At 33.3% G+C, this 17142-nt stretch carries 15 protein-coding genes; 4 read left to right on the top strand and 11 right to left on the bottom strand.

The window, feature by feature from the left end; genetic code table 11:
• Window positions 1-61 precede the first annotated feature (61 nt).
• From serB to bshA, 3 genes are all read left to right on the top strand, one after another.
• Window positions 62-1285: a phosphoserine phosphatase SerB gene (serB, locus tag ACFWV9_RS15345; RefSeq protein WP_411896115.1), complete on the top strand. Its 1224-nt coding sequence runs from the start codon at window positions 62-64 to the stop codon at window positions 1283-1285.
• Window positions 1286-1411: 126 nt separating this feature from the next.
• Window positions 1412-4369: a glycoside hydrolase family 3 N-terminal domain-containing protein gene (locus ACFWV9_RS15340; protein WP_411896114.1), complete on the top strand. Its 2958-nt coding sequence runs from the start codon at window positions 1412-1414 to the stop codon at window positions 4367-4369.
• A 93-nt stretch (window positions 4370-4462) separates the two neighbouring features.
• Window positions 4463-5605: an N-acetyl-alpha-D-glucosaminyl L-malate synthase BshA gene (bshA, locus tag ACFWV9_RS15335; RefSeq protein WP_411896113.1), complete on the top strand. Its 1143-nt coding sequence runs from the start codon at window positions 4463-4465 to the stop codon at window positions 5603-5605.
• Window positions 5606-5731: 126 nt separating this feature from the next.
• On the opposite strand, the gene ACFWV9_RS15330 is transcribed toward bshA, so the two are convergent.
• The 7 genes from ACFWV9_RS15330 to ACFWV9_RS15300 all read right to left on the bottom strand — a co-directional run bounded on the left by ACFWV9_RS15330 (window position 5732) and on the right by ACFWV9_RS15300 (window position 9621).
• Window positions 5732-6208 carry a hypothetical protein gene (locus ACFWV9_RS15330; RefSeq protein ID WP_411896112.1) on the bottom strand — a complete coding sequence of 159 codons (477 nt, stop codon included), beginning with the start codon at window positions 6206-6208 and terminating at the stop codon, window positions 5732-5734.
• A gap of 131 nt (window positions 6209-6339) precedes the next feature.
• Window positions 6340-6723, bottom strand: coding sequence for a VOC family protein (locus ACFWV9_RS15325; protein WP_411896111.1), 384 nt, complete (start codon window positions 6721-6723; stop codon window positions 6340-6342).
• 4 nt (window positions 6724-6727) lie between these two features.
• Window positions 6728-7270 (bottom strand): DUF4287 domain-containing protein, encoded by a 543-nt coding sequence (locus ACFWV9_RS15320; protein ID WP_411896110.1) that lies wholly within the window; start codon window positions 7268-7270, stop codon window positions 6728-6730.
• 18 nt (window positions 7271-7288) lie between these two features.
• A complete protein-coding gene (locus ACFWV9_RS15315; protein ID WP_411896109.1) occupies window positions 7289-7651 on the bottom strand; it encodes a DUF2200 domain-containing protein in 363 nt (120 codons plus the stop codon).
• Window positions 7652-7786: 135 nt separating this feature from the next.
• Window positions 7787-8143: a bleomycin resistance protein gene (locus tag ACFWV9_RS15310; protein WP_411896108.1), complete on the bottom strand. Its 357-nt coding sequence runs from the start codon at window positions 8141-8143 to the stop codon at window positions 7787-7789.
• A gap of 32 nt (window positions 8144-8175) precedes the next feature.
• Window positions 8176-8865: an intradiol ring-cleavage dioxygenase gene (locus ACFWV9_RS15305; protein WP_411896107.1), complete on the bottom strand. Its 690-nt coding sequence runs from the start codon at window positions 8863-8865 to the stop codon at window positions 8176-8178.
• A gap of 264 nt (window positions 8866-9129) precedes the next feature.
• Window positions 9130-9621: a hypothetical protein gene (locus ACFWV9_RS15300; protein ID WP_411896106.1), complete on the bottom strand. Its 492-nt coding sequence runs from the start codon at window positions 9619-9621 to the stop codon at window positions 9130-9132.
• A gap of 389 nt (window positions 9622-10010) precedes the next feature.
• Between ACFWV9_RS15300 and ACFWV9_RS15295 the strand changes: the two genes are divergently transcribed.
• Window positions 10011-10862, top strand: coding sequence for an aldo/keto reductase (locus tag ACFWV9_RS15295; protein WP_411896105.1), 852 nt, complete (start codon window positions 10011-10013; stop codon window positions 10860-10862).
• A 165-nt stretch (window positions 10863-11027) separates the two neighbouring features.
• Here ACFWV9_RS15295 and ACFWV9_RS15290 read toward each other — a convergent pair whose 3' ends face one another.
• The 4 genes from ACFWV9_RS15290 to ACFWV9_RS15275 form a co-directional block, all read right to left on the bottom strand.
• The gene (locus tag ACFWV9_RS15290; protein ID WP_411896104.1) at window positions 11028-12089 is read right to left on the bottom strand and encodes a hypothetical protein; all 1062 of its coding nucleotides are present in this window, start codon (window positions 12087-12089) and stop codon (window positions 11028-11030) included.
• Between the two features lie 173 nt (window positions 12090-12262).
• Window positions 12263-14494, bottom strand: a complete 2232-nt coding sequence (locus ACFWV9_RS15285; RefSeq protein ID WP_411896103.1) for a SulP family inorganic anion transporter — start codon at window positions 14492-14494, stop codon at window positions 12263-12265.
• Window positions 14495-14919: 425 nt separating this feature from the next.
• A complete protein-coding gene (locus ACFWV9_RS15280) occupies window positions 14920-15774 on the bottom strand; it encodes a toll/interleukin-1 receptor domain-containing protein (RefSeq protein WP_411896102.1) in 855 nt (284 codons plus the stop codon).
• Window positions 15775-16077: 303 nt separating this feature from the next.
• The gene (locus tag ACFWV9_RS15275) at window positions 16078-16977 is read right to left on the bottom strand and encodes a GNAT family N-acetyltransferase (protein ID WP_411896101.1); all 900 of its coding nucleotides are present in this window, start codon (window positions 16975-16977) and stop codon (window positions 16078-16080) included.
• Window positions 16978-17142 lie beyond the last annotated feature (165 nt).

Genomic DNA, 17142 nt, shown 5'->3' with positions numbered 1-17142 from the left:
AGCTTTTATAATTCAATCTTAATAAGCAATTACATTAATTAAATAGAAATAAAATATAACAGTGGCTACAGATATATTCTTGATTAATATTTCGGGACAGGATAAACCAGGATTAACTTCTAGTCTTACAAGTGTACTGGCTGAGTATGGGGCAAAAGTACTGGATATTGGTCAGGCCAATATTCATGATACACTTTCATTGGGTATACTGTTTGAGATAAGTAAGGGTAAAAAATCTGCTGCTGTGCTTAAAGATTTACTTTTTAAGGCTTATGAGTTGGGCATACAAGCAAAATTTACGCCTATTACCCAAGAAGATTATGAGAAATGGGTAAATCTTCAAGGAAAAGACCGCTACATTATTACCATCTTAGGAGAGAAACTTGCAGCAGAGCAGATATCAGAAGTCACCAAGGTGATATCTGATAAAAACTTAAACATTGATGCCATAAAACGTTTAACTGGTAGGATTTCTTTGGTTAAAGAGGAAGAATATCCTAGAGCATCAATTCAACTTTCAGTAAGGGGTAAAATTGAAAACAAAAGTGATTTTACAGAAAAATTTATGGAGATAGCTCATGATTTAGATGTGGATATTGCTTTTCAAGAAGACAATATATTCAGAAGAAACAGACGATTGGTATGTTTTGATATGGATTCTACGCTCATCCAAACCGAGGTAATCGATGAATTGGCTGAACTTGCCGGTGTTGGTGAACAAGTGAAAAAAATTACTGAGTCTGCTATGGAGGGAGAAATAGACTTTAATGAGAGTTTTGAAAGACGCATGAAGCTTTTAGAAGGTCTTAGTGAAGAAGTTTTACAAGAAGTTGCGGAAAAATTACCAATTACTAAAGGAGCTCGAAGACTAGTAGATACCTTGCATAGCTATGGATTTAAAACTGCAATTCTATCAGGAGGTTTTACGTATTTTGGAAACTATTTAAAAGAAAAATTAGACATAGATTATGTTTATGCTAATGAGCTAGAGATTAAAGATGGTAAGCTTACTGGTGGTTATATTGGCGATATTGTAAATGGGGATAAGAAAGCAGAATACTTGCAACAACTAGCTGATAAAATGGGTATTGATATAAGCCAAACTATTGCTGTAGGGGACGGCGCAAATGACTTACCTATGTTAGATCTTGCAGGTTTGGGAATCGCTTTTCATGCAAAGCCTAAGGTAAAAGATAATGCCCAGAATTCAATTTCAAGTATCGGATTGGATGGTATTTTATACCTCTTAGGTTACCACGATAGACATATTGATTTAGTTGATTAAACTCATTTTATGGAACTGTTAATTATACGGTTTATAAAAGAATCTTAAAGTCTTTAATCTTACTCTTAATTATATTATTTTGGCATAGTATTCGTTATTGATTAATCTGAAACGAAATTTAAGTACATGCGAAAATTTGCCCTTATCATATTCTTTATTTGCTTTCAACTTTCATTAGCCCAGAATGAAATAAAAAATCCACTTCTAGCGCAAGACTCTCTCCAACAAATACAATGGGTTGATAGTCTATACAATACGTTATCTACGCAAGAGCGTATAGCACAATTATTTATGGTACAGATAATGTCAGCAGATAATGCTGACGTTAATAACAAATATTTTAGACTAGTAAAAGAGTATGGTATTGGAGGTATAATTTATTCCAAAGGTGGACCAATGCGCCAAGCGAAGCTAAATAATAAATTGCAAGCTGTATCTAAAACGCCTATGTTAATTGGTATGGATGCAGAATGGGGACTTAGCATGCGTTTAGATTCCACATATGCCTTTCCTTGGAATATGACATTGGGCGCCATATCAGACAACGATTTAATTGAACGTACTGGAAAGCATATTGGTGAACATTGTAAACGACTAGGAGTGCATTTTAATTTTGCACCAGTTGTGGACATTAATACTAACCCGAAGAACCCTATTATTGGAAATCGCTCATTTGGAGAAGATAGAGATAATGTTACCGCTAAAGGTTTAGCTTTTATGAATGGTATGCAGAGTGCTGGTGTTTTAGCTAATGCAAAGCATTTTCCTGGTCATGGTGATACGGAAGATGATAGCCATAAAACACTACCAACGGTTTCATTTAGCGAGCAACGTATTGATTCTGTTGAGCTTCACCCATATCGTAGACTGATTAAAGAAGGTTTATCTAGTGTAATGGTGGCACATCTAAACGTTCCAAGCTTAGAAAAACGAAATGGATTTCCGTCATCACTTTCAAAGCATATTGTGACCGATATTTTAAAAGAAGAGCTTGGTTTTAAAGGCCTAATTTTTACTGATGCATTGACAATGAAAGGTGCGGCAGATTATATTGAAAGGAATATAGATGGTATCAATAAGAATTCTATTAAAACTGGCGGTGAGATTGACCTTATGGCTTTTTTAGCAGGAAACGACGTAATGTTAATGTCAGAGAATCCTGTTTACGGAATTGAGAAGTTTGTTGAAGCTTATGAGAATGGCATAATTACAGAAGAACGCCTAGCACATTCCGTAAAGAAAGTGTTAATGGCTAAATACAAAGTGGGTTTAAATGAATATAGTCCTGTGAGTCTTGTTAATTTAAAACAAGAATTAAACAGACTAGAAGATGATGTATTATACGAGGAGCTGATGGAGAACGCTATTACTGTTGTTAAGAATTCAAAAGTATTATTGCCGCTTAGAGATTTAGAAACAAGAAAAATTGCATATATAAACTTGGGTGACGATAGTGGAAGTCCATTTTATAACGAATTAAAAAAATACACTAAGGTACATCACATCAAGGCAGATAAACTTGATGGAATCATATCTAAGCTCCAAAATTACAATACCGTAATTATAGGGTTTCATAAGTCTAATGCTAATCCTTGGAAGGGCTATAAATTTACCCAAAAGGAAATGGCTTGGTTATATGAAATTTCGCGAAATAATACTGTGGTACTAGATTTATTCGCAAGACCGTATGCTTTAAATGATATTCTTTCAATTGATAATATCGAAGGCATTGTAATGAGCTATCAGAATAGTGAAATTGCACAACATAAATCCGCTCAATTGATATTTGGTGCGGTACCTGCTAAAGGTAAACTGCCGGTTAGCGCAGGTGAATTCTTTCCTGTAGGTACTGGCAAATCCTATAATGCCATTTCAAATTTAAGCTATGGATTACCTGAGCGTGTTGGTATGGATTCGGACTTATTAAAAAAGTTAGATTCTGTCGCCAACTATGCAGTTAATAATAGAATGACACCAGGTATTCAATTATTAGTTTCAAGGCGTGGAAAGGTGATTTACAATAAAAATTTCGGATATCACACCTATGCCAAAAAAAATAAGGTTGATTTTGATGATATTTATGATGTAGCTTCTTTAACTAAAATATTGGGAACTTTGCCGGTTTTAATGGAGATTGAAGAAAAAGGTGCGGTATCGTTAGATTCAAAACTTGGAGATTTAATTTTAGATTATCGTGATACAAATAAGGAGAATATTACTCTGAAGAAAATGTTATCACATTATGCGCAATTAAAACCTTGGATTCCTTTCTATTATTCAACATTAGACTCCTTAACTAATAAGCCAGATCCTGAGTATTATAGAAAAAAACGTACTAAAGGATTTAATGTTGAAGTAACCAATACACTTTTTTTGCGTAACGATTATAGAGATTCTATACAAGAAATTATTAAGGAAAGTGACTTATTATCAAGGTTAAGATATAGATACAGTGACTTACCATACTACATTTTAAAAGAATATTTAGAAGGGTTTTATGACAAACCGTTAGATGAAATCACTGAAGATCGGTTCTATAAATCATTAGGAACAAATTACACAACTTACAATCCAAGAAATAAGTTCAGCTTAAAGGACATTGTACCTTCTGAAGTAGACAAATACTACAGATACAAAAAAGTGCATGGTTATGTTCATGATATGGGAGCAGCGATGCAAGGTGGTGTTGGTGGTCATGCTGGTGTATTTAGTAATGCCAATGACGTGGCCAAAATCATGCAACTCTATTTACAAAGGGGATTTTACGGAGGTAAACGGTATTTCAAGAGTGAAACAATCGATAAGTTTAATACATGTTATTATTGCGATGCTGATAATAGGAGAGGAGTTGGGTTTGATAAACCACAATTGGGTGAAGAAGGTCCAACGTGTGGATGTATTTCAATGACTAGTTTTGGACATTCAGGTTTTACAGGTACATATGCTTGGGCAGATCCTGAAGAAGAAATTGTATATGTCTTTTTAGCTAATAGAACTTATCCTGAGGCTGGGAAGAACTTACTATTAAGAGAAAACATAAGAACTGAAATTCAGCGTCTGATCTACGAGGCTATTATTGAATAAGGTTTTTAATAATAAGTTAAAAACACCCAAGATTGTAAGTATTTTGAATAACTTCGACTTTTAAATTAATCAACTTAACACTAGATACATTACATGAAAATTGGTATTGTTTGCTATCCTACATTTGGAGGTAGTGGCGTAGTAGCTACAGAATTAGGCTTAGAACTATCTCGAAGAGGACATGAAATCCATTTTATTACTTACAGTCAGCCCGTAAGATTAGAATTATTGAGTAACAATGTCCATTTTCACGAAGTACATGTACCAGAATATCCATTATTTCATTATCAGCCTTATGAATTGGCACTATCTAGTAAATTAGTAGATATGGTGAAATTGCATGGCATTGAATTATTGCATGTTCATTATGCTATGCCACATGCCTATGCAGCCTATATGGCACAGCAAATGCTGTTAGATGAGGGTATCTTGGTTCCAATTGTAACTACCTTACATGGTACAGATATTACATTGGTTGGTAGCCATCCGTTTTATAAACCCGCAGTAACCTTTAGTATTAACAAGTCAGATGCAGTCACATCGGTTTCAGAGAGCCTAAAAGAGGATACATTAAGACTTTTTAATATTAAAAAAGACATTCATGTTGTTCCTAATTTTATTGATTTAGAAAAACATCTTAATAATTTCACAGATTGTCAGCGTGGTATGATGGCAGAAGATCACGAACGTATAATAACACATATCAGTAATTTTAGAGAGGTTAAACAAATACCTGATATTATTAAGATATTCTATAATATTCAGAAAGAAATTCCTGCAAAACTTATGATGGTAGGTGAAGGGCCAGAAAAAGAAGGAGCAGAGTTACTGGTTGAAGAATTGGGAATAACGGATAAAGTTATTTTCTTTGGAAATAGTAACGAAATAGATAGAATTTTATGCTTTAGTGATTTATTTCTATTGCCATCACAAACAGAAAGTTTTGGACTTGCAGCATTAGAAGCTATGGCAAGTGGAGTTCCAGTAATATCTACAAATACAGGAGGTTTACCTGAGGTAAATGAAGATGGTTATTCGGGTTATTTGAGTGATGTCAATGCAATAGATGATATGACCAAAAATGCCTTAAGAATTATTACGGACTTAAATGTGTTGAACAAGTTTAAAACGAATGCCAAGACACAATCCATGAAGTTTGATATACACAATATTGTTCCTAAATACGAAGCTATTTATGAAGAAACCTTAAAGAAGTTCTTAGTCTCTTTTCCTTAAATAGAAATGTATTGAATTCTAAATGAGATTACATCTATTATTGCGTTAAACAAAAAGTAATGATTTTTGAAATCAATTTTTATAAAAGATATCAAGCGTAATTATCAAAACCTAGTATATCTAGTATCAATAATGATATGGATAGTAATTGGAAGGTGGTGCTTTTACCTTATATTCCGATTGAAGAAATGTAACTATATCAATTAATTCTTGTACAGTCATAACTTCATTGTAATACGCCATTTTTGAAAGTCCCTCTTCAGTCGTAGCCGTTGCTTTATAATGTTTTGCAATTTTATGAGATGGGTTAATAACTGAAGTTACGAGATCTCCATAAGATTTTTGAATCGATATTTCACCACCAAGTGGAATATGAAGACTATCGATACCACCACGCCATTCTATGTCAGAAATACTATGACATTCAATACATGATAGTTGCTCAAACATAACTTTACCTCTTTCAATGTCACCCTCTGGTAATGCGAAACCACGCGTTTGCTCATTGCAACTACTTACGATTAAACCTGCTGATATTAGAACAAAGGCCATTATAAAATTCTTCAATTTGCCCAAAGTGTTTTGTTTTATTCTACAAGACATAACTAATTGATTTAAATTAATGATTAATGCACAGCTGCGCATCTTATGTGTTAAATGTAGAAATAAGAATAAAAATTTGAAATGATATTCATCAGTCTTAGTTTTCAGTGCTGTAGAGCAACGAAATACTTTTAAACATCTTCATTTATTTCTATCCAATACCCATTTGGATCTTGAAAGTAAATCTGTTTAATGCCATCCTTTCTTATGTAACTTTTGTCTGGTGTGTCACGCCAGTCTGAGTATTTAATATTTAAGGCCTCTAGATTCTTAATAATTGAATTTAAGTCAATTATAGCTAAAGCAAAGTGAACGGCCTTATTGGTTTTTATCTCAGCATTTGGACGAGGTATAAGGTGCAGTTGTACATCATCGTTAAAAGCTAACCATCTAGTTTTAGAATTTGAAGCTGTATTTTCAATTTCTGTTAGTTGAAGTACATTTTGATAAAATTCTACAGATTCGTCCGCGTCTCTTACAGAAAGTGCTATATGATTAAATGAATATAAAGACATTCGTTTAGACCGATTTCTGGTAGGCTTCACTAATCCAATTTTTAAGTTCCTCATCAACTTCGGTAACTTGAGATAATCTAACTCTGTGGGTACACATGCTTCCAAAAGGACCTGAATTTTCTAACCTTTCTGTTACAGGTTTATCTTTTAGTTTAAACCCTAAATCTATTCTGGTTTTGGTGGCTGGTTTTATTAAAACAAATTGCCGTTTTCTAATTATACTAACACTGCTTTTTTTAGGAGTGATTGTAACATCAGAACCTAATGAATTGATATATTCAATTAGTTTTTTATAAATAGGTACTAAGTTCTCTTTTCCTTTGTATTGTGCCTCTACCATATCGCTCAGTGCATTATTTTCATCCTTGGATAAAGTCACAATAGTATTTGCAAAGCCATGTGTTACACCATGTTGGGTTTTCAAAAACTTAACCCCTTCCGAATGCTTTTCAAATGCTTTTAATTTTAAAATCTTCTTCCATTCCTCTAAAGACTTACCTGTTTTTACAGGCATATTGTCTATCATAGTTTGTAGTGCTTTGTCCATAATATCTGTTTATTTCTTCTATTCGCGCAGTATTTTTTCCATTTTACGACCTTTTGCTAACTCATCAATTAACTTATCTAAATAACGTGCCTCTCTTGTTAATGGTGTTTCAATATCTTCTATGCGGTAGCCACAGATTACACCTTTAATAAGATGTGCATTACGATTTAAATTTGCCTTTTCAAAGAATGTTTTAAAGGTTACCTGCTTCTCAATAAGCTCTTGTAGTTTTTTCTCATTAAATCCCGTTAACCATTCTATCACTTGGTGTAATTCTTCTTTTGTTCTGCCTTTCTTCTCAATTTTTGTGACGTAATGAGGATAGACTGATGAGAACTTTAAGTTATCTACACGTGCATCGTGTTCTGGTGTTGTCGTCATAACTTAATAAATTTAGTTTCAATTTCCATTATATCGCCTTGCGTGTAATGGTTTAGACACATTTAAAGTTAGTAATTTTCTTTTAAGCAGGTGAGTGGTAAGGAAATATAAGGCTTATTGACGCTTTGTTGTTTCCTAAATCTTTTGCCCGAATGTTAAAAGGTTGCTGTCTGGATCTAAAATTGAGAATTCCTTTTGTCCCCAAGGTTTAATTTGTAATTTCCCATTAGGATGAATTTCTGTCTTATTTTCTACTAATGATGAGTAAAATTTGTCAATATTATCTGTTCTAATATAAACCTGTCCGTAGTTCTCTTTTGGGTCTAACGTAGTAAATTGAAAAAAATGAACTTCGATCTGGTCCCTTTTGAGCATTAAGTAGCCGTCATAGTCTGCAGTTCCTAATTGTTTAAATCCCAATTTATTTATGTAGAACTCTCTGGTTATATGCTTATTGCGCATTGGTATTTTTGGATGGATGTCTGTGAGCATATCAGTAATTATTTAATTTTTTATGAAACGTTTTAGTTATAATCTGGTATGTTTAAACCTAAAATGATATCTCTGTTGGCTGTAAGAATTCCATTTTCTTTTTTAAGTTTTATAATCCCTGAACCTCCTCTATTATTTTGAGATTGTTTTGCCTCTTCAGTAAGTAGTGAATCGCTTTCAAAGAGACAACTATCTATGTAATAAGGTATTGTATTTGATTCTTTAACATAGATATGGATGTGTTCTGGTTCTTGTACTCCTGGATATGATGCTGGTCTAAAGGTGTAAAACGTAAATTCACCATCATTATTTGTTTTTAACCAACCTCTATATTGACCATGTCTTTTTTCCCAACCAATAGGATTTTCACTGGGCTGATATAATCCATTTCTATCTACATGGTAAATATAAATTAGTATGTTTTCTGCAGGTGTTTTGCCATCTATTTCATAAACAGTTCCTGTAATTTTAATTTTGGGTTCATTTTTGATAAAACCAGAGAGAGTATCAATTGACCTCGGCAGTTCGTTGAGCAATTTATAATCTAAAAGCGCTTCACAGTCTTGACATGGTCCGCCAACCTGTCTTTCAGCATTAGTAGTTGTTTGTCCCTTGCACGAAACAGATAATAATATGATTAATATTAATTTATAATATTTAGACAAGATGTAATAGTATATATCATTAATACTTTTTCTTAGATGTCTAAAAAATTTTATCATTGTTTAGCCGTTTCTCGAAAGGTAGGATATTTTTTTAACTCGAGAATGGGATAATGAAGCACAAAGGTCTTGTATAACCTTCAGTTACTGGTTTTAAGTCGATGTTTTTAGATTAGGTACCCAAATTAAACAAACATGGTATATCTACGAATAAAAGGCCTATAGATAACTTAATAACAAAAAGAGGGCTTTTGCCCTCTTTTTTTGTGATCTAATACTGTTATTAGTACAACAGATTTCGTAGCTCACAGAATGAGCGATAATTTATGGAAATTGCTGAAATTTCTTATATCTATCTGGCACCGGAAATTCTGGAGTAACACCGTGCCAAAACATGTTTACAATCCACCATCTGTCTTGGTAGTAAGCCAATTGAATGCTTTTTACATCTTGTTTGTAAGGTTTGTTGTTTGCCATATCTTCCTTGCTATGAAAAGCTTGGCAATGACTAAATGCATGACCAATATTTGCATAAGATTCTACAACCCTTCCTACTTCTCTTTCGTAGAAAGCAGTTTCTCGAGTATTGTTAAACCAATAGCCTATACGTTCTATATAATCATTCGGGTGTATCCACTGAGGTCTAAAATTTTTGTTTATATCAAATTCATAACCAATTTTCATCCCTTGCGGATGAAATAAAAATTTCATAAACTCCCAATCTCTTTTTTCACCTGGTTCTCCACCGAGGCAAGCATAAAAAGCAGTTATTAAATCATCGATGGTTTGAACCTTTTCTAAATACTCTTTTTTCATTATAAATATATTTTATTTGAATTCTGTTAATTTTCAAGATCTTAAGACAAATAAAAAACAATTATTTCGAAAATTTCAAATTATGAATAGTTTTTGAGGTCATTTACCTATTTGTGCGGCTAAAGGATAATTTTGGAACTTAAAGAATTCAAATACTTTAAAAAAGTTGAGATAATATTTGAGTCTTAGCTTAGACTCAAATACAGATTTACTACCAAAAGAGTAATGGACTTTTTATATTTAGTCGTTTCATCTTCTAAAAATGTAATAACACAGAATAATTGCGTAAAATTTGTCCTACTTTTATAGCTTTGAGAACAAAGATAATTTTAACCTCTTGTAAGGCATAATAAAGAAGGTTAGTTTTTATTAAATATAAACACATTACTATGAGTAAGAAAATTACCGATTTAACAGGTACGTTCAAGTTACATAATGGCGTAGAGATGCCATATTTGGGTCTAGGAACATATATGCCAAAGGATAGGTATGAAGTAACTAATTCTGTGCGATTAGCATTAGAGAATGGATATAGACATATTGATACTGCTGGGATTTATAGAAACGAGAACGATGTTAGAATGGGCATTGAAGCAAGTAATGTTCCAAGAAAGGACATTTTTTTAACCACTAAGGTGTGGAATAGTGATCATGGTTATGATAAAACCATTAATGCCTTTGAGCGCAGTCTCGGTAACCTTCAAATGGATTACGTAGATCTTTACCTTGTTCATTGGCCGGTAGTAGGTTTATATAAAGATACTTGGCGAGCTTTAGAAGACTTATATAAGCAAGGAAGAGTAAGGGCAATTGGTGTCTGCAACTTCCTTAAGCATCAATTGGAGGATTTAATGGAAGATGCAGAGGTAGTCCCTATGGTAAATCAAATGGAATTCCATCCGTATCTAGTGCAACAAGAGTTGATTAATTTTTGTAATCAAAATAATATTCAATATCAGGCATGGTCTCCATTAATGCAAGGCAAGGTATTTGAATTACCAGAATTCCAGAAATTATCCGAAAAGTACAATAAGAGTATTGCCCAAGTTATTTTAAGATACGATTTACAAAAAGGGGTAATTACAATTCCAAAATCGTGCAAGGAGGAACGTATTATTGCTAATGCTGATATATTTGATTTTGAAATATCTGAATCTGATATGAATTTTATAGATGCGATGGACAGAAACTTCCGTACTGGGCCAAATCCAGATAATTTTGAGTGGTCGGTGGTACTTTAGATCGTATTAATGAGTTGAAATGTGATGGTATCTGATTTAGCATGTTTGGCTTAACAAATTCGTTTCATGTTATTTTGAAACTTATAAGTGGTATAATTTAAGCAATAACAGATTTTGCCTCTAGAATTATGCACTTTGTTGCGATTTCGTTATTATCGTTTAGCGCTACTCTTTGATTTTTTCAACTTTCCGCCATCGTCTTTCGTCGAGATTATCACCTATCATGATAAATTCACCATTATCTACAGGATCGAATTTCAACATCATGTTTGTGGACTCAATAAAGAACTGCATTTTATTTGGCATCCAATAGTGCAAGAGCACTTGTTGTTTACCTTCTAAATCTGCATAGAGTTGTTTGCCTTGTGCAGTAATCTCTACAGTTGCTCCAGAAGACATCCCAGGACCTGAAATCTGTTTATAACGGCCTATCAAAGGTTTGGCTTGAGTAGAATCTGCAAGTGAAGTCGAGCGGAAATAGCCAGGCGTTTCCAAACCCTGAACGTCTAACAATTCATCAATTCTAAAATATATTCTCATGGCCAATGCTCTATACCATCCAACAGCTCCTGCCATATTTGCGGCTTCACTATTCATTCTCATAACATAACTTCTAAATTTAGGGCTATGCATATAAAAATCGATTTGTTCATCACTCATCTCACCTGTGAAATTATCTTGCGTATACCATTCTAGTTCACTGTAGGACTCCTTCTGGATATTTGTAAGGGTTGCTAAATACTTTTTATGGTAAGCATCTACCTGATAACCTCTAACATTATGTAATTCGTTAAGTTCTGGTAGAAGTTCCTTGTATTTTTCTGGCATGCCCTTGGTCATTTGTAAAAACTGCTCATAGCCGTTAGTTTGTCTCCACATTGGCGTGTACTGGTAGGCAAGCGTAGCCACAGGCACTCGTTTTGTCTTTATATCATCATAGCTCACCTTATTGTTCATGACCAGATTCTTGATGGAATCTTTATATATATAGCGATAATAAGTAAAACCGCTGGTTCCGACATCTTGAAAAAGATCACGCTGTATTTCTATAAGTGCTGCTCTGATTTCCTTTTCTTCCCCACGTTCTTGATTTTTGTTGTTGACATAGAGCGCAATCATAATCCCTATAAAGACCAAAAAGATTTCTCCAATGGCATAAAGTAGATATTTACTGACTTTATTTTCAGTTAGTAGTCGTTTTCGGATATGTCTAAAGAACTTAATCATGTTTTATAGTATTTATTTTTACGCAAGCGGCAATCTCAACCAAACGTCTACCAGACCTTTGATTTTGCTTTGCAAAATTGTGTTTCGATAATCTAAAGAATTTTATCATTGGTTATTCAATCTACACAATTATGGATATCATTACTGTTATGTAATCTTAAGTTTCCAAATACTTAACTTGTTTTTGCATCTAACAGGGTAGCCAATTCTTTGGCATAATCTATAAAGGCTATTGTTTCATCTGTTCGGGCTAATTTTATTTTATCAAAAATTATTAAGGCCTCACCATTACTTTCTAAATGATAAATATGATTATTTTCAAAAAAGCGAACAATTTCATCTGTAAAGAATGACCGAATCTCAGATTCATTGTTCCCCATAAGCAAGAATTTTTTAGAAAAATCCGGATACATCTCAAAATCTATGTCTTTATATCCCGTAAATGCCATCACACGGTCAAATAATTTTTCTAATACAGCTTCTTTTTCCATCGTGAATATGGGTATTTTTCTATTCAATTTTAAAACCATAAGTGTTGTGTTAAACGTCTCAGCTGTAAAAGCTTGGCCCTCATTGAAAGTTATATCTGCAATTTCCCACGACACATTTAAATCTTCAAATGTTCCTTTGAGACAATTATATTTACGCTCAATGGGTCTAATTTCAAAAAAGTGGAACTTCTTTAAATAAATTGTATTCCAATCAACTTTACTCGAGAATTCATAATCTTTCTCAGTTGCCAAATTTCGCAGTCGTTTTTGCCTTTGAGACAATTTAACTGTAGAACTGGTCAAACTAAGTTTTAGAGCTCTATTATGTGTAGATGATGAAACATGTGAATCTAATCCAGTTATTAAGACCTCACCGCCAGTAGCCTTTTGAATCTTTAAGTATTCTACCAAGTAGTCCATATAGGTCATGCCAACCAATCTTGTTTCTGATAAATCAATATTTACATCTGCCCCAGCAGGAATTTGAGCCACAAGTTTATCTACTTTTAGAATTCCTAAAAAATTCGCAATTCCTCTTATCTTTAAATCAAAACTGCCATCTGGTCGCTTCATCAATTTTGTACGCGAATTATAAACCATTTTAAAAAATTGAGGAATGGGTACTTTAGCCAATAACATGTGAATAATCAATGCCAATAATAAACCACCAATTAAACCTATTAACAAATTAGTGTAGAGGGTTAAAATCATCGTTCCGATAAAGAAAACGAGTTGTTCAGTACCTTGATTATACACTTGTTTGAAAACCGCTGGTGATGCCAATTTAAAACCAGTATAAACAAGTAAAATAGCAAAAGCACATAACGGTACTTGTCTCATTATGGGGCTCAATACCACAATAAAAAGCAGCAGCAAAAGGCCTTGATACATGTTAGACCACTTTGTCTTTGCACCATTATGTATATTAACGGTACTTCGAATAATCACCGCTATGATTGGCAGACCTCCAATTAAACCTGCTATCATCGTACTAAACCCTATACCTGTTAAATCCTTATTTAAATCTGTTTTTCGTCTATAAGGGTCTATTTTGTCAACTGCTTTTGCAATGGCTAAGGATTCTATACTTGTTATAATTAAAAGGGAAAATACAGTGGTCCAGAATTCGAGAGTATTAATTTTTCCAAAGTTGGGATGCATAATGGAATCCATAATAGTATCTGGAATGTCCAACAATAAATGAGGTCCCACCTCATATGCTTTTCCAAAAAATGAAAGCGTTTGTTCCTCAAAGAAATTAAAAGCATAGACAAGTGGAATGGAAAGTGCTATAACCCAAATGGGTGCCGGCAAGAGATGGAAAAATCTGTAACTAATTTTAGAATGAAATAATAATAAGAGCAAACCTGACAAGGCAATAATCAGTACAAAAGGATTGGCTTTGGGTAAGTATATAACCGCATCAATAAGGTTTTGTACAATGCTGGGGCTATCAGAATGAGTTCCCATCGCAACATGGATCTGTTTTGCAAATATGATAATTCCTATGGCCGCCAAAATGCCATGAATCACGGAACTATGAAAGATATCCGCTAATCTACCCAATTTCATTATACCCAATAACATTTGAATTGCACCTGAAACAACAACTGCTGCCAACACATAATTAAATGCTTGTCCTGAACCATCATCCATTATTGCAATACCCAATAGTATAACACCAATGACTCCTTTGGCAGGGCCATTGACTGATATGTGCCCACCTCGATAAAGCGTAGTAACGACACCACCAACTATTGCTGAAAAGATACCAGACATTGCTGGAGCTCCTGCTGCTAAAGCAATACCTAATGAAAGAGGTAAGGCAATAAGTGCGACACTGACTGCAGCGATTAAATCACTTTGCCAATTTTCAATTAAACCCTTAAATCCTTTTTTTGGTAAATTTTCCATTTATTTAACTATCTGTAATTAAAGAGTATTAAGGTTTTTAAAATATAACGTGTCAATAGAATGTTTCATAATCTTTAAATCATGTGAAAAATGACACCTAGTTTTACTTTTGAGAAAATTGAATATAAATCGATGATTTATAACATAATGTTGTATCAAAACTATATAAACTGATTTAATTTGTTGATTGTGCCTAACGGTTTGGTGCATTGTTTCGTTGCATGAAAATCCGTAAGGAATTTCAGATTAGGAAACCAAGATAGTGAAAGTGCAAGGATTTTCCGATAGGAAATTAAGAAGCAATTAATTATATACTTTCTTATGTTCCAAATTCATTAATAATCCATAAGCTTTTCCAGTTGCTTTAAAACTGCCTTTATAATCTATTTTCGCAATAGTAATTTCACTTAATTCTAAAGCTCTTATTATTTGTCAGTTAACCAGATAAAAGAAACATCAGTGCCTTTAAATTGAATCGTCGGTAATTTCAAAGTATCAACATTGGCAGGTACGCCAAATGTCTTGGCTTTATGGAACTCAATGGTGATTTCTTCACCAAATTGCGAAATGGGAATACACGGACTTAATATAGGGCCGTGATCATCATCCTCAGTTGTTAGGCGAGATACCAATCCACGTTTATCAAAAACTTTTATGGCTTTCCACCAAGTGATATTATGTGCCGTAGATAAAGAGAATCTAATCGAATCCTTATCTTTTACATCTAGCCGTTTTGTCCGTATTAAAACCTCATCTGCATTTTTGCCAATTAAGAGTTGCTTGTCTTTAGTGACTTCATGTTTTGAGTTATCATCAAAATAATCCGCGATGTAATTGATCAATCTTTTGATCTGACCTTCGAAAGTACTGTCTGAGCGCAATAAAATACCATTTCTATCTGCTATGGTTGCAATGTCTTTAGGTAATAGCCTTTTTGGTGGCGGATTAGAGGCTTCGCCTACCAACACTGGAATAACTGGCAAACCTTCACGCGCCAATGCAGCAGAAACTTCAATTCTGACCCAATCATTTGGATCGTCAATTCTACGGTTGCCCTCGGCATCTTTTAAATCCAACCAGTTGTCGCCAATAACTACAAGAAAGATTTCCGTGGTATTTAATTGACTATTGATAAAAGTGGGAAAGTCAATTCCCAGCGGAATTGTCGCTATATCGTAAAATACACTGTCCTGGCCAAAATGAGATTGTAACCTGTCGGCAATGCGTCCTGTTTCGGAAGCAGAATCTAGCCTTCGATATGTAATAAAGATACGACTCACAATTAGGGAATAATTAACATAATCGATTGATTTTACTTATTCATATGAGGAATACTTATTTAAATAAAGTATAACTTGATATGTAAATGATTTGTATTGGATCAGACCTATCGAACACCGTATTCCTGATGAAGGTGATATGTCAGAAGCAGTTGCAAATCAGATGTTTGCTAAAGATAGGATTTTTTAAGCCAAGTTTCATAGAAGTATGCATAGTACCCGCTTGCCACTTTAAACTTTTATTGAGACGATCTGGTACATAGTTGTACTTTCGTTATTTTTTAATTTTACCGAGTCAATTTTTCAGGCGTGCGATAAAACTGGAAACCGCCATTTCTTATTTTTAAAATAATTAGCCTTATCCTTAATTACATATAGAGTATCTTCTGTTTTCAACAAACTTCTTTGGTAATCGGTTTCATTTAATGGGGTAAATCCTAATATTACTCTTTTTATTTTTTCATTCGTTATTAATTGAATTACATCGTTTAGTTTAACACTTTCTTTTGAAAATACATCACTTAAGTATAACGTGTCATCTTCAATATCCATAATAATTGCAGTATTGAGTTTTTCGAGGTAATAAATACTATTTTTCTTAAATAAGGAACAATAAAACATAATTAATGATGTATTGTTTTGCATTGACAATTTAGATATTGGACTTGAATCATTTACAATGCTTAGAAATAATTCCTCATCATATTTATCATCTATATTGAGTTTTTTTAATGATGACTTTAGAGATTTACTAATGTTGGGCTGTTTCGAATATTGGTATTCATCTATAATCTCGAAATCAAATTTGGGATAAAAATCAAGAACACTGTTGTTGGCAAATAGATATATAAAATCAGACTGTTCTTTCCATTCATTTATTACTTGCTCCATTATGAACTTGCTAAGTCCTCTATTTCTGTAATTCTTATCAGTCATAACAGTACCAATTTGAATACCTGTTTTTTTCTCATTTTCGATAATAAGTTCCATTTTACTTACCGAAACATTTGATATCACTTTATTTTTATGCAACAATGAATAAGGAATATAATTGTCATTCCAGTAACCATTTAAGTACCAATTTTCGAAATTGAATTCAAATATGGCCTGAGTCAATTCATTGAAACTTGCTCTAATTTCTTGGTTGTCTTTAAAATCTTTTACAAACCCATAGTTTGTATTGTTGACTTCAATAATTTCCATCAATGTTTGTTTTCTAATTATGCATGATACAAGAGTTAAACTAAATTACAGCATTGGCCTTAATATAAACAATCGCCTTTGGCGTCAAGAGCAAAGCGAACTGGTGCAAGCAATTTTCAAAAGTAGGCGAGAACAAGTAAATACTTATAGCCATTGTTGTAAAAT

Origin of the sequence: Winogradskyella sp. A2, from assembly GCF_046762865.1 — a bacterium.
GTDB lineage: Bacteria > Bacteroidota > Bacteroidia > Flavobacteriales > Flavobacteriaceae > Winogradskyella.
The sequence above is the reverse complement of the archived record's forward strand: the minus strand, read 5'-3'. Positions and strand labels throughout refer to the sequence as shown.

Coding starts and splice junctions, on each gene's coding strand:
- ACFWV9_RS15330 (WP_411896112.1), bottom strand. CDS start 6,208: ATGTCTTGTAGAATAAAACAAAACACTTTGGGCAAATTGAAGAATTTT.
- ACFWV9_RS15285 (WP_411896103.1), bottom strand. CDS start 14,494: ATGGAAAATTTACCAAAAAAAGGATTTAAGGGTTTAATTGAAAATTGG.
- ACFWV9_RS15325 (WP_411896111.1), bottom strand. CDS start 6,723: ATGTCTTTATATTCATTTAATCATATAGCACTTTCTGTAAGAGACGCG.
- ACFWV9_RS15320 (WP_411896110.1), bottom strand. CDS start 7,270: ATGGACAAAGCACTACAAACTATGATAGACAATATGCCTGTAAAAACA.
- ACFWV9_RS15340 (WP_411896114.1), top strand. CDS start 1,412: ATGCGAAAATTTGCCCTTATCATATTCTTTATTTGCTTTCAACTTTCA.
- ACFWV9_RS15275 (WP_411896101.1), bottom strand. CDS start 16,977: ATGGAAATTATTGAAGTCAACAATACAAACTATGGGTTTGTAAAAGAT.
- ACFWV9_RS15300 (WP_411896106.1), bottom strand. CDS start 9,621: ATGAAAAAAGAGTATTTAGAAAAGGTTCAAACCATCGATGATTTAATA.
- ACFWV9_RS15305 (WP_411896107.1), bottom strand. CDS start 8,865: ATGATAAAATTTTTTAGACATCTAAGAAAAAGTATTAATGATATATAC.
- ACFWV9_RS15310 (WP_411896108.1), bottom strand. CDS start 8,143: ATGCTCACAGACATCCATCCAAAAATACCAATGCGCAATAAGCATATA.
- ACFWV9_RS15315 (WP_411896109.1), bottom strand. CDS start 7,651: ATGACGACAACACCAGAACACGATGCACGTGTAGATAACTTAAAGTTC.
- ACFWV9_RS15290 (WP_411896104.1), bottom strand. CDS start 12,089: ATGATTAAGTTCTTTAGACATATCCGAAAACGACTACTAACTGAAAAT.
- bshA (WP_411896113.1), top strand. CDS start 4,463: ATGAAAATTGGTATTGTTTGCTATCCTACATTTGGAGGTAGTGGCGTA.
- ACFWV9_RS15295 (WP_411896105.1), top strand. CDS start 10,011: ATGAGTAAGAAAATTACCGATTTAACAGGTACGTTCAAGTTACATAAT.